Source organism: Halosolutus halophilus (genome assembly GCF_022869805.1).
In the GTDB taxonomy this organism is placed as follows: domain Archaea; phylum Halobacteriota; class Halobacteria; order Halobacteriales; family Natrialbaceae; genus Halosolutus; species Halosolutus halophilus.
Window position 1 is genome coordinate 4,210,563 of record NZ_CP094974.1, and the last position, 13,159, is coordinate 4,223,721.

Annotated in this window: 11 protein-coding genes; 3 read left to right on the forward strand and 8 right to left on the reverse strand. The window is 65.0% G+C overall.

Annotated features, from left to right (window positions below; genetic code table 11):
- Positions 1 to 160: 160 nt before the first annotated feature.
- The gene (gene rnz / locus MUG98_RS20770) at positions 161 to 1,087 is read left to right on the forward strand and encodes a ribonuclease Z (protein ID WP_265109324.1); all 927 of its coding nucleotides are present in this window, start codon (positions 161 to 163) and stop codon (positions 1,085 to 1,087) included.
- A 1,135-nt stretch (positions 1,088 to 2,222) separates the two neighbouring features.
- On the opposite strand, the gene MUG98_RS20775 is transcribed toward rnz, so the two are convergent.
- Positions 2,223 to 3,197, reverse strand: a complete 975-nt coding sequence (locus MUG98_RS20775; RefSeq protein WP_265109325.1) for an aldo/keto reductase — start codon at positions 3,195 to 3,197, stop codon at positions 2,223 to 2,225.
- 125 nt (positions 3,198 to 3,322) lie between these two features.
- Between MUG98_RS20775 and MUG98_RS20780 the strand changes: the two genes are divergently transcribed.
- On the forward strand, positions 3,323 to 5,296 hold the full coding sequence (locus MUG98_RS20780) for a DUF460 domain-containing protein (protein WP_265109326.1): 1,974 nt from the start codon (positions 3,323 to 3,325) through the stop codon (positions 5,294 to 5,296).
- A 239-nt stretch (positions 5,297 to 5,535) separates the two neighbouring features.
- Here the strand turns inward: MUG98_RS20780 and MUG98_RS20785 are convergent, their stop codons facing one another.
- A complete protein-coding gene (locus MUG98_RS20785; RefSeq protein WP_265109327.1) occupies positions 5,536 to 5,715 on the reverse strand; it encodes a DUF7470 family protein in 180 nt (59 codons plus the stop codon).
- Positions 5,716 to 5,846: 131 nt separating this feature from the next.
- On the opposite strand from MUG98_RS20785, the gene eif1A reads away from it, so the two are divergent.
- Positions 5,847 to 6,134 carry a translation initiation factor eIF-1A gene (gene eif1A / locus MUG98_RS20790; protein WP_265109328.1) on the forward strand — a complete coding sequence of 96 codons (288 nt, stop codon included), beginning with the start codon at positions 5,847 to 5,849 and terminating at the stop codon, positions 6,132 to 6,134.
- A gap of 219 nt (positions 6,135 to 6,353) precedes the next feature.
- On the opposite strand, the gene MUG98_RS20795 is transcribed toward eif1A, so the two are convergent.
- The 6 genes from MUG98_RS20795 to MUG98_RS20820 form a co-directional block, all read right to left on the reverse strand.
- Entirely contained in the window at positions 6,354 to 6,635 is a 282-nt protein-coding gene (locus tag MUG98_RS20795; RefSeq protein WP_265109329.1) for a hypothetical protein, read from the reverse strand.
- A gap of 546 nt (positions 6,636 to 7,181) precedes the next feature.
- Positions 7,182 to 8,294, reverse strand: a complete 1,113-nt coding sequence (locus MUG98_RS20800) for a pyridoxal-phosphate-dependent aminotransferase family protein (protein ID WP_265109330.1) — start codon at positions 8,292 to 8,294, stop codon at positions 7,182 to 7,184.
- A 98-nt stretch (positions 8,295 to 8,392) separates the two neighbouring features.
- A complete protein-coding gene (locus tag MUG98_RS20805; protein ID WP_265109331.1) occupies positions 8,393 to 9,415 on the reverse strand; it encodes a DMT family transporter in 1,023 nt (340 codons plus the stop codon).
- Between the two features lie 427 nt (positions 9,416 to 9,842).
- On the reverse strand, positions 9,843 to 10,313 hold the full coding sequence (locus MUG98_RS20810) for a cupredoxin domain-containing protein (RefSeq protein ID WP_265109332.1): 471 nt from the start codon (positions 10,311 to 10,313) through the stop codon (positions 9,843 to 9,845).
- A 149-nt stretch (positions 10,314 to 10,462) separates the two neighbouring features.
- The gene (locus MUG98_RS20815; RefSeq protein WP_265109333.1) at positions 10,463 to 11,695 is read right to left on the reverse strand and encodes an MFS transporter; all 1,233 of its coding nucleotides are present in this window, start codon (positions 11,693 to 11,695) and stop codon (positions 10,463 to 10,465) included.
- 73 nt (positions 11,696 to 11,768) lie between these two features.
- On the reverse strand, positions 11,769 to 13,091 hold the full coding sequence (locus tag MUG98_RS20820) for a glycosyltransferase family 87 protein (RefSeq protein ID WP_265109334.1): 1,323 nt from the start codon (positions 13,089 to 13,091) through the stop codon (positions 11,769 to 11,771).
- Positions 13,092 to 13,159 lie beyond the last annotated feature (68 nt).

The following is a 13,159-nucleotide window of genomic DNA, read 5'->3' on the forward strand; positions in this document are numbered from 1 at the left end:
CTCGGTCCCGATCCTGCGACGATCGCCGATCGGGTCGGCCGCATCCTCGCCCGAAAGCCAGCGGTCGGCGCGATTGGCGCTCGTTCGAATCGACCCGCGAGCACCCGACCCACGAGCCAATCCGAAGGCGGTTTAGCCACAGCCCGTAGACTGTAGACCGATGCCACTGCGCGTGACGTTTCTGGGTACCAGCGGGGCGATTCCGACGACCGATCGGAACCCGAGCGGGATCTTCGTCAGCCGCGAGGGAGAGCAGTTGTTGTTCGACGCCGGCGAGGGAACCCAGCGCCAGATGATGCGCTTTGGTACCGGGTTCTCGATCTCCCAGCTCTTCGTCACGCACCTCCACGGCGATCACGTTCTCGGGATTCCGGGGCTGCTCCAGACGATGGCCTTCAACGACCGCGAGGAACCGCTCGCGATCCACACGCCACGCGGCACGCGCCGCCAGCTGAAGTCGTTCGTGAACGCCCTCGATAACCGACCTTCGTTTCCCGTGCGGATCTCCGAGATCGGCGACGGCGACGTCGCGTACCGCGCCGACGAGTACGAGGTCCGAGCGTTCGAGACCGATCACGACACCCGATCGGTCGGCTACGCCCTCGTCGAGGACGATCGCAAGGGCCGGTTCGATCGCGAACGGGCCGAAGAACTCGGCGTCCCGGTCGGCCCCAAGTTCTCCACGCTCCACGAGGGCGAACCGGTCGAACTCGAGGACGGAACCGTCGTCGACCCCGAGCAGGTCGTCGGCGAGTCTCGCCCCGGCCGATCGATCGTCTACACTGGCGATACCCGACCGACCGCGGCGGCGATCGAGGTCGCGGACGAGCCCGACCTGCTGATCCACGACGCGACGTTCGCGGACGATCGAGCCGATCGAGCGGCCGAAACCGCCCACTCGACCGCTCGCCAGGCCGCCGAGATCGCAAATCGGGCGAACGCCGATCGGCTCGCGCTGATGCACGTCTCCTCGCGGTACGCCGGCCAGACCGAGGACCACGAGAAACAGGCCCGCGAGGTCTTCGACGGGGAAGCGTTCGTTCCGGACGACGGAGACGAACTCGAGATTCCGTATCCGGATAGCTGACAGCGGAAGGGAGGACGACCTTCGTCAGCCGGACTCGATCGTGGAACGTCCGTCCCGTACAGGTAAAGAACCGAACAATCCACATCAAATCGATGGAATGTGGTTACCGAGGGATAATCGAATACTCAGGATATATTTCTATCCGTCTGTATCGATATCATCATACACCAGTGATGTATGTATTTCTATAGACCGATCGTCAGGTAACCAATCCGATACCTCAGAGTGTTCCACCTCAGTGCGAACCTCAACGATCAAATCGCCGTCGGTCAGGTCACCTACTGGATATACCGATCGAAAAAATAGTTCGTGGGGCCTGTACGTGGCGGTGTTAAGTGGATATACCAGTTTCCTTCGTAGGTCGCTGATCGCTTTTCGACACTCGCAAGAGAGTCTTCTCTCGATGTCGGAACCAAATTCGAACCCCAAGTAGATAGTTCCTCATCAAAGTGCGACCAATCGTGAATTTCGTGGAACGCTGTATGTGCCCACTCTTGTGGCTGTGACGAAACGCGGTAGTCACAGATAACTGTGATATTTTCAGATTCGAGATTATCGTAAGCCGTTGCAGTCCCTTGAATCGTTCCTGCCTTATTTGTTGAATCGATTGGTTGACGGGCGATTATATAATCATTGTCAGAGATAGAGAATGGGGGGTTCTCTCTAACCGTTGCTGTTACTCCGTTCGGGTCTCGCTCGTTGATACAGCCGGCAAAGGCAGCGCTGGCAAATACTCCACCTGAGGCAAGAAGTCGTCTACGCGAGACCATTGTAAATTAATACCGATACGATATGCTAAAATTTTCCTGTTTATAAGTATATTGTTAGTGAGATGGAGCACTCCACATACAGGGGAACAAGGTGGCAGTGTCCGTCCCTTACTAACTTCCTCGTCGTCGCCTTCGGTCCGATCAACACGTGCAGCCAGAGCCTTCTGATCCGGTGTCCCGGCAGTCGCTTGCGCTCGAGTCTGCGTCAGCCTCACAGGACGAACACGGGACCTCGCGGGCGACCTCGTTGTATGGTTCTCCTCAAGTACGTCGTCAGTGAACTGTTTCAGATAAAATCACATATCTACGTACGAACCAGCGCACGTAGCCGATACTGAATAAGGTGCCCGTGTGACGGCCCCCGCCTACTCGTGCCCGTACACCGGCACCGGCTCGTACGGCTCCTCGAGGTACTCGACGTCCGACTCCGACAGCGAAATGTCGAGCGCCTCGACCGCCTCTTCGAGGTGTTCGACGCTCGACGTGCCGACGATCGGCGCGGTGACGTTCTCGTTCCCGAAGTGCCACGCCAGCGCGATCTGGGCCATCGTCGCGTCGTACTCGTCGGCCAGTTCCTGTACGCGTTCGTTGATCTCCCGGCTGGCGGGGAACTCGTGGTAGGGGACGCCGGCGTTTTCGACCTCGTGGTCGGCCCGCGTCGTCGTCCGGAACTCCTCGTGCGGACGGGCGAGATAGCCCGCGCCGAGCGGACTCCACGGGATCGTGCCGACGTCGTATTTTCGACAGACCGGGTACATCTCGCGCTCCTCCTCGCGGTACGCCAGGTGGTAGAGGTTCTGCATCGTCTCGAAGGGGGCGAGCCCCTCGCGTTCGCTCACCCGCCGCGCCTCGAGGAACTGGTGGGCCCACATCGAGGAGGCCCCGAGGTGGCGGACCTGCCCCCGGCGGACCGCGTCGTCGAGCGCGCGCATCGTCGTCTCGATCGGGGTGTCGGGGTCCCAGCGGTGGATCTGGTACAGGTCGAGCGCGTCCATCCCCAGCCGATCGAGCGAGTGCTCGAGTTCCTGTTCGATCGTCTTCCGGGAGAGGCCGCTGGCGTTCCGGTGGTCGGACGCGCCGGTGAACCGAACCTTCGAGGCGACGACCAGCCGATCGCGATCGTAGTCCGCGAGGATGTCGCCGAGGATCGCCTCGCTCTCGCCCGCCGAGTAGACGTTCGCCGTGTCGAAGAAGGTGATCCCGAGATCGATCGCGCGCTCGATCAACTCGCGGCTCTCGTCCTCGTCGAGCATCCAGTCCTGCCCGGTCCCGAAGCTCATACAGCCGAGACAGATCTTGCTGACCTCCATCCCGGTCGAGCCGAGGGTGGTGTACTCCATGAGCCATCCACGGCGACGAGATCCTAATACCCGGCGTCGACGGCAATCGATCCACCCGACCGGGACCTCGCAAAATCGTGTGAACCCGCGCCGGATTTATACCTGCTTCGCCCCTATGCCCGCCCGTGAGTACGCGAACGAGTGCGCTCGATGCAGTCGTCTTCGGTGTCGACGTCCAGAGCGGTGACGTGCGCGGCGACGCACCCTCCTACGCGCTGGTCGTTTACGACGGCGAGGACGTCAGCCGCGACGTCGTCACCCACCGAAAACTCCGGCGACTGATCGACGACGAGGAGCCGGCGATCGTCGCGACGGACAACATGTACGAACTGGCTGCCGACAAGGACCAGTTGATACACTTCCTCGGCTCGCTCCCCACCGGGACGAAACTCGTCCAGGTGACGGGTGCCGAACAGCCCGAGCCACTCTCGCGCGTCGCGAAGCGTCACGGCATCCCCTACGGGAAAGAGCCGATGCAGGAGGCCGAAGCCGCCGCTCGCCTGGCCGCCCACAGCGTCGGCCAGGAGGTCTCCGCCTTCACCGACACGACCGAGGTCAAGGTCGCCAGGGGCCGATCGACCGGCAAGGGCGGCTGGAGCGAGGACCGCTACACCCGGCGCATCCACGGCTCGGTCAAGAAACGCGCCCGCGAGGTCGAATCCGAACTCGAGGACGCGAACCTCGCATACGAGGCGGACGTTCGGGAGGCCTACGGCGGCTACGCCAACGCCGTCTTCACCGTCGAGGCGAAGCCGAGCGACATCCCCGTCTCCCGGAGCCGATCGGGCGACGTTCGCGTCGAGATCGAGCGCGAGCGCCGGGACGGCATCGAGTTCCGTCCGCTGGCGAAGCGTCGCGACCACGTCGTCGTCGGGATCGATCCGGGGACGACGACCGCGGTCGCGATCGTCTCCCTCGAGGGCACGGTCCTCGACGTCTGGAGTTCGCGCACGAGCGACACCGCGGACGTGATCGAGTGGATCGTCGAGCGGGGTCGCCCGATCATCGTCGCCGCCGACGTGACGCCGATGCCCGAGACGGTCGAGAAGTTCCGCCGGAGCTTCGACGCCGCGGGCTGGACGCCCGCGAGCGACCTCCCGATCGACGAGAAACAGCATCGCACGCGCGAGCATCCCTACGAGGACGATCACCAGCGGGACGCGCTGGCCGCCGCACTGTTCGCCGTCGACGATCACGAGGACCAGTTCGATCGCATCGCGGCCAAACTCCCGCCGGGCGTCGATCGGGGCGAGGTCACGGCCCGGGTCGTCGCCGGCGAGGAGAGCGTCGAGGCCGTCCTCACCGATCTCGAGGACGACGACACCGACGACGAGGACACATCCGAACACGAACCCCGCGAACTCACCGAGGAGGAGAAGCGGATCAAGGACCTGAAACGGCAGGTCGATCGGCTCCAGTCCCACGTCGAGACCCTCGAGGGACGACTCGAGAAGCGAGACGACCGGATCGACGAACTCGAACGGGAACTCGACGCCGCCCGCCGCGAGGAGCGCAAGGAAGTCCGCCGAGACCGCGAGGTGAACCGCCTCGAGCGGAAGGCAAACCGGCTGGAACGCGAGCGTGACGAGGCCCGCGAGGACGCCGAGACCCTCGAGAAGAAAGTCGATCGGATGAAGGCCCTGTGGAAGCTGGATCACTCGAACTTCAGCGACGTCTCCGCCGAGAAGGAGGGACTCGTCCCCGTCAAGGTCGTCGAGAAATTCACGAAGGGCGCGATCCGCGAGGCCGACGATCAGTACGGCATCGCGCCGGGCGACGTCGTCTACCTGCGCGACGCCAGCGGCGCCGGCCGATCGACGGCCGAACTACTCGCGGACTTCGAACCGCGCGTCATCCTGAAAGACGGCGGTCTCTCCGAGATCGCCGACGAGATCCTCTTCGACGAGGAGATTCCGGTCGGTCCCGCGGGCGACGTCGCCATGCAGGAGGTCGACGAACTCGCCGTCGCCCGCGAGGACGACGTCGAGGCCGTCATCGACGACTGGCACGACCGGGCCGCCGCCCGCAGGCGCGATCGGAAACTGGAGATGGTCGATCGGCTCATCAGCGAACACCGCGCGGGCGACAACGAGGCGTAACTCGGCCGTTCGGGAGGGCCTGGCCGTACTCCGGGGATTCGACGGCGACAGGCCCGACGGCTCGTGGTCGAGGAAGAGCCGACGGGCGTCGCGTAGCCGAGCAGCGCACCGAGGCCGAGGTCCACGGCGATACCGGGACCTCCGGATCGCACTCCTGGCGGACAGACCGGACGAGAACGTGGTGACGAGCTACCGGCACGGTTCGGCGGTGTCGGGTCGAAAGCGGCTCATCGCGACGGTCACATCATCCCCCACGCGCCGAGTACGTTCGAGATCAACGCCTTCACGACGAGGCCGAGTCCGGCGAGCACGAGCGCCATTCCGACCGCGACGACCGGATCCGCCCAGGCGATCAGGCCGATGCCAGCAGCGACGATCAGGAGGCCGACGATTCCGAGCGGACCGAGATTCCGTAGCATGGTCAGGTCTGGATACCCGACAGAAATAAACGGCGTGGTTTTTCCGTTCGAGTCCGATCGCCGCGACGTGTGGCGGTTGAGAGCACGAAGATCAGTAAAGGGTTAAACCGATCGAACGACAACGTGGGGCCATGAGCGACGACGAGGGCGGTCGCAAGAACCTCCGTATGCCAGAGGACGACGAGGTCTTCGCGACCGTCACGGACATGCTCGGGGCGAATCGCGTCAAAGTACGGTGTGCTGACGGGAAAGAGCGCACCGCTCGGATTCCCGGCAAGATGCAAAAACGCATCTGGATCCGCGAGGACGACGTCGTACTCGTCGAGCCGTGGGACTGGCAGGACGAGAAAGCGGACATTACCTGGCGCTACGAGAAGAGCGAGGCCGACCAGCTTCGCGAAGAAGGCCACATCCAGTAGCGCGACGACAACAGCGGCCCGAAGCCGAAGCCAGTCGCGTTCGAAGCGGGAAGAGGCGTTCTGGAGTTCGTTTCTCGGAAGACAGCATCGGGAGCCGGCAATCCGTCGCCGGGAACTCGTGGCGCGTGGTCGAGTCGAGTGCTCGAGTACGCGAGCGTTCGCAGTCGAGCCCTGACGGGCATCGCAGCGATCGATCGGAACGGCCGAAAACAGGGGTCGTTATCGGGCAGTGACGCGAATCTGGACGGTTCCCAGACCGGGAACGTCGAGTTCCGTCATCCGGCCGTGGAGTCGGCGACCCAGTGCCGGACCGCCGACCCTGACGAGCGCGACGGCGACCGCGAGAGCGCCGCCGAACGCCGCGGCGTAAACGGGATAGCTGGCGATGACGAGGAGCGCCAGCGCTGCGAGGACGAACGCGATCCCTCCGGTGATCGGTTCGACTCCGGTCGGTGGCTGGCGAGCGGGACTATCGTGCTGTGGGTGTGGGCGAGAGATCATGGGTGGGAACTGCCGTCCGGCCGTCGGACGACTGGTTTCGGATCGAAATAGTATCTCGACGCATATAACATTTCATATTCTTGGTAAGAATAGATACGTGATATCATATATCATAGTACAGATTGCATGTGTTACGACTAGAGCCGCCACGCAATTAGTGACATGGTATCCGTTCTCAAAATAACATCGTAATTATACAACCGGAATCAGACGGATCCCGAACCGGGTTCGAACGACTACGGTCGGCTGGGGCCAAAGGGGGCGCCGTCACCGGGGACGAAGGGGAAGCCGTCAAAACTACGCGCGCCCGGGACGGACGAGTGCGTCTCCAAGGGATCCGAAGCGAAAGGGAGGGGATTCGACGCGAAAGCCTCGCCGCTCACGGCGGGGAGGGTGACACCGAAGCGGGTATCGATCCGTCCGGTGGTTTTCAAAAGAACCGCGGGAATAGAGCCGAGTTCACACCGGGCCCTGTCTCTCACTCCCGTCTCGTTCTCGAGAGACAGAACCTGGCCGGGAGTTCGATCGGCGTCCTCGACCGTCGACTCACAGTCCGGTGACGTCTTCGATGGCGTCGGTCAGGGCCTGGATGCTCTCGACGGTGTGTTCACCCATGTGGCCGATTCGGAACGTCTTCTCGCCGAGCGCCGACCCGTACCCGTTCGAGAAGACCATGTCGTACTCCTCGTCGACGGCCGCGATGGTCTCGGCGACGTCGATGCCCTGCGTGTTCTCTATGCAGGCCACCGTCTGGGACTCGTAGCCCTCCTCGGGGAACATCTCGAAGTGGTCGCGGGCCCACTCGCGGGTGTACTCGGCCATCTCCCGGTGGCGCTGGGCCCGACCCTCGTGGCTTTCCTCGAGCATGTGTTTCATCTGCTGTCGGTAGGCCAGCATGACCGGAATCGCCGGCGTGGAGTGGGTCTGGCCCTTCCGATCGTAGTAGTCGAGCGTGCGCTGGAAGCCGCCGTACCACGACGCCGAGTCCGTCTCGAGTTCGCGCTGGTAGGCGTCGTCGCTGACGACGCACACGGCGAGACCCGGCGGCATGGCGAAGGCCTTCTGGACCGACGTGAAGATGACGTCGATGCCGTGGGCGTCGATGTCGACGTAGTCGCCGCCCAGGGCGGAGACGGCGTCGACGATGAAGTAGGTGTCCGGGTACTCGGCGACGACGTCGCCGATCTCCTCGATCGGGTTCCGGACGCCGGTCGAACTCTCGTTCATCACGCAGGTGACGGCGTCGTACTCGGTCTCGCTGCGTTCGAGCGCGTCGCGCACGTCCTCGGGTTTGACCGCCCGTCCCCATTCGTACTCGAGCGTGTCGACGGTCTTGCCGAGGCGTTCGGCGACGTCGGCCTGTCGCTCGCTGAAACTGCCACAGGTCGTACAGAGGACGTTCTCGTCGACGAGGTTGAGGATCGAACTCTCCATGAACTCGGTCCCCGACCCCGTGAGAACGACGACGTCGTTGTCGGTGCCGAGGAACTCCTTCGTGTCCTCGACGATGGTCGTGTACAGATCCGTCATGCGGTCCATCCGGTGGCCGAACATCGGTTCGCACATCGCCTCGATAACGTCCTCGCGCACCTCGGTCGGGCCCGGGATATACAGCGTCTTGTCGGGATAGTCGTCTCTGTATTCGCGTTTCTTGGTCACGGAAACCACCTGAGTACGGCTTACTGGGTCGCGAGACGGTATGGTACTTTGGAATGCCGCAGCAAGAACGGCCCGTCCGATGCCACGTCACGGAGTCGTCAGTCCGCAGCGGGCGCGACGGGTGCCGATCGACCGGTCTCGCGTCCGGTCACGTAGACGTTACCTCCGACGACGACGCCGTTTGCGGCAGTCGATCGACGCCGGGGACCGTAGCCGGCGATCGGGGTCGCGAGTCGCCAGAGCGTCGTGAGCTGACAGAGGGCGAAACCGAGGACGATCAGCCCGAACCCGCCGATCGTCGCGAGCGTGATCGACTCGCCCAGCAGGGCCCAACCGACGAGCGACGCGACGACGGGCGTGGCGTAGTTGACGAGGCTGAGCTGGCTCGCGCCGACCCGCTGGAGCAGGACGAAGTATGCGAGGAAGCCACCGGCGGTGGCGACGACCGCCAGGTACGCCAGTGCGGCGATCGTCGCGGGCGTCCACGCCGTCGCAGTGGCGGGCACGGTTTCGCCGGGATGGGCGTAACTCAGTCCGTGCAGGATGCCCCCGCCGACGGCCATCGCCCACGTCTGCAGCGAGATTACCGACAGCGTCCCCTGGGTCCGCTCGGTCAGGACCGAGCCGAGGGCGAAGACGAACGCGGCCCCGAACAACAGCGCGACGCCGACCACCTGTCCGTCGAGCGAACCGCCGGAAACCGCGATGACGACGACCCCGACGAGGGCGACAAACAGGCCGACGACGGCGGGTGCGCGGAGGCGTTCCTGCGGGAGCAAAGCGATCGCGAGCGGCGGCGTCACGATCGGCGTCAGGCTGAGGACGATCGCGGCGACCGCGCTCGAGACGTACGACTGGCCGAGGAACAGCAGGCCGTAGTGGGCTCCGACCATCAGCCCGCCCGCGACGACGATCGATGTCACGTCACCGCGGGTCCGGGGGCGCCACTCGAGGCCGAGGACCGCGATGGCCCCCACGAACAGCAGGGTCGCAACGTCGAGTCGAAGTGCGGCGAAGAGAATCGGTGGCAACGTCGCCAGGCCGACCTCGATCGCGCCGAAGGCGGTGCCCCAGCCGATCGCGAGCGCGACGAAGAGCAGGAGATCTCGCTGTGCAGTCATTTCACCACGAAATGGGACTCGGACACTTGTATGTTGCTATTCGATCGGTAGAGTGCCTCTAGTTGCCAAATTTGGAGAGGTATGCTAACAAGGAACGCTGGCATTCGGAACCGTGGTAGTAAGTGAGCAAACAGAACAGAACGTCGGCCACGCGGGCAGGGTTGAGTTCACCGAGACGCGTTCAGCACCGACGACGGGCGGACGTCGGTCGATCGGTCGCAATCGGCGACGGGCCGCTCGGTGAGCACGACGACGTCACCAGCGTCGTCCAGCCTCTCGATACCTCGCGAGTTCGATCGCGGGACCGAGATCGATCGGCCACCGGACGTCCCGTCGGCTGAACGCACCCGCGACAGGCCGACGGTAGCACCGCGAAGCAGTAGCTGGTGAGGACCGGAAGAAAATGAAAGAAGAACCGGGAAACTCGTTATTGGACCTGGATCTCGCCTTCCATCGCGGAGTGGGGCTGGCAGCGGTACTTGACGATTTCCTCGGTGGCCGTGAACGAGATGAACTGATCGTCGCCGCCTTCTGCGGACAGTTCCGTCTCGTAGTCGTCGACGACCTCGTCGCTTTCGTTACGAAGCTGGATGTTGTGTTGGTTGCCGTCGCCTTCGTTCCAGCCGATCTCGTAGTCCGCGTCCGCCTCGAGGACGAGGGTCGGGTTCTCGGTCCCTTCGATTGCGGACGGTGCAACGCCCTGCCAGCCGCCGATATTGGCCTCGAGTTCGATCGTGGTGTCCGGATCGATTTCGTAGGTGTCGTCGCCACCGTTACCGCCGTCGCCGTCGCCCCCGTTGTTATCGTCGCTGGAACATCCTGCAACGAGCGCGGTCGCCGCCGTCGCACCCGCGAGCTTCATCGTCTTTCGCCGCGAGAGAGTGCTGTCTCGTGTCATCAACCGATGATTGGGACCGAGTACATAAAAATTAACACGCTCTGTCGCCGCTTAGTGATGTGTTTACACACCACAGAAGGACGCCGGTTTCGGTGAGTAACCCGTCATTCTACGGGTTCAACTGTAGACCAACGAACCGTTGCTGTCATCTAGACGTCATTTCTGCCGCCGGCGCCCAACCCATCGGGTCGGTTCAGGGAGAGTCGCACGAACGCCGGCACCGCAACGACGGCGATCGCGATCTCCAACCCGCCGACGACCAGGAAGGCGAGTCCGTACGAGTAGGTGCCGGCGACGGTACCGCCGACGAGAAACCCGCCGAGGAAACCGAGACTGCCGGCGAGGTTGAACCCCGCCATCGCGACCCCGCGCTCGCTCTCGTCGGCGAGATCGGTGACCAGCGCCATCGTCGCCGGGGCGACCAGCGCGCCGAGGACGCCCACGGCGACCATGGCGACGGCCGCGATCGCGATCGACGGCGCGGCACCGACTGCCAGAATCCCGACTCCGTAGCACAGCGATCCGACGACGATCGGGATCGTCCGGCCGATCCGATCGGAGAGGGCGCCCATCGGGTACTGCAGGAGGGCGAAGGGTGCGAAAAAGCACGCGAGCAACAGCCCGGTCGTGGCCGCGCCGACGGCGAACGTCTCCTGGAAGTAGAGGGTCCCGACGAGCGCGAAGAAGCCTGCCGTCAACCGATCGACGAACCCGAACGCGTAGGGGAGCGACAGCGTCGGCCGTCGTCGAACGCCGTCGACGAGTGCGCGAGCGGTCCGGCGCTCGCCGGGGGCGCGATCGTCGACGAGGGAGACCAGGCCGCCGACGCAGACGAGCAGGCCGCCGGCCATCACCAGCGGCGCGATCGGGTCGAATTGCGTCAGTCGCCCGCCGACGGGGGCTCCGAGCGCCGCCCCGAGGCCGATCGCGATCCCGGCGGCCCCCATGTTGCGGCCGTGACCTCCGTCGAGGTCCATCAGCATCGTCATGGTCAGCGAGAACGCGCCGATCGTCATCGCACCCTGCAGGACCCGCAGGACCAGCACGCCCTCGAAGGGAACCGAGCCGAGTGCGGGAGCGACGGCCAAGCCGGCGTAGCCGATCGCGCCGGCCAGCGATCCGGTGACGATGAACGGCATCCGGCGGCCCGTCACGTCGCTGGCGAGCCCCCAGACGCCGACGAACGCGACGTAGGCGGCGAACTCCGCGACCAGGAACCACATGCTCGCGTCGAGGGCCGTCTCGGCGAACGGCGACGTCGTCGCGTCCGCCCCCAGCGTCTCGACGAGCGTCGCCACGCCCGGGTAGAGCAACACCTGCGAGAACAGCACCGCGAAGACGACGGCGGCGAGTACGACCCGGTCGCGGTCACTCGACTGCACGAACGGGGCTTGGCGCTACGAGCCTATCAAACCGTCCGTCCCGGACCGCCATACGACGGCCGACGGCGGTGGGTCACGGTTCCGCCGTCTCTGACGCGGTAGGCGGCTCTCGGTCCTCGCCGGTGGCGACCGCGGCCGGCGTCCGATCGCGACGGTAGCGGTGAACGACACAGCCCGCGAGCATCACCAGACTACCCGCGAGCACCGGCGTGGCCACCGAGAGCAGGGCGATTCCGACGGCAAACACCGGCTCGCCGATCGCGGCCGGCAGCGCGGCCGAAAGCGACGCGAGCGTCGGCCCCATGAGAACGACGTTCGCGAGCAGGGCCCCGGCGACGAGAAGCCGGCGCGCGACCCGATCGGCCACGAGGTACAGCGCCGGGACGAGCGTGCCGAACAGGAGCACGTAGTACAGCGGGTACGACGGGAAGTAGACGAAGACCGCGATCAGCGTCGCGTGGGCCGCGACGAGTCGATCGGTCAGCGTCTCCACGCGCGTGTAGACGTAGCCGAGCGGAATCGCGAGGACGAGGGCGGCGAGGACGGACAGCAACGCCGGGTCGATCGCCGGCACCTGCGAGAGCGGCCGCCTGATCGTCACGTAGGTCGCCATCGGGTCGAGGCCGCCGGCGAACGCCTCGCCGTCGCGTCGCGGGAGCAGCGCCTCGAGAAAGAAAGCCCGCGTGCGGTCGCGCCCGAACAGGAGCGCGCCGAGCGCGAGGCCGCCGAGTCCGGTCCCGATCGCACCGGCGATCCCCCGCCACGCCCGGAGTCGCAGGAGCCAGAGTCCGATCGCAGCGGGGAACACCTTCAGCAGCGCCGCCCCGCCGAGGGCGACGCCCGCCAGCGTTTCGGTTCGGTCCGCCGATCCGCCGCTCGGGTTCGCGTCCGCGACGTCACCGGTCGCGGCCTCGAGCAAATACAGGCCGAGACCGACCAGCAGCGCCATCCGCAGGTTGATCTGGCCGTACACCAGCGACGGGACGGTGTGGATCGAACCGACGACGAAGGCGGCGATAAGGAGCCGATCGAGCCTGGCGAGGGGACGGTGGCGTTCGATCCGCCGGACGAGCAGTCCGGCGAACGTCAGCCCGAGGCCGACCTCGATCGCGGTGTGGACGACGAAGCCGGGCCAGAGACCGACGACCGCGAACGGCAAGAACGGAACGAGCGTGATTGGCGGGTAGAGGTAGTAAAAGTCGGGGAATCGTTCGGGTGCGACGGCGTAGACGTCCTCGCCGGCGATGGCGGCCTCGGCGGCGACTCGGTAGACCTCGAAGTTCGCCGCGAGCATGTGCGATCGATCGGCGGCCATGGCGACGAGCATGGCGACGCCGAGACAGACGCCGCTCGCGAGGACGGCACGAGCACCCCTGGTCGGGACGGGACGGGACACGGGTCGAGGATCGAACGGGATCGGTTTGAGCGTGCCGATCCGGATTCGATTGGGGAGCGTTCCGGACG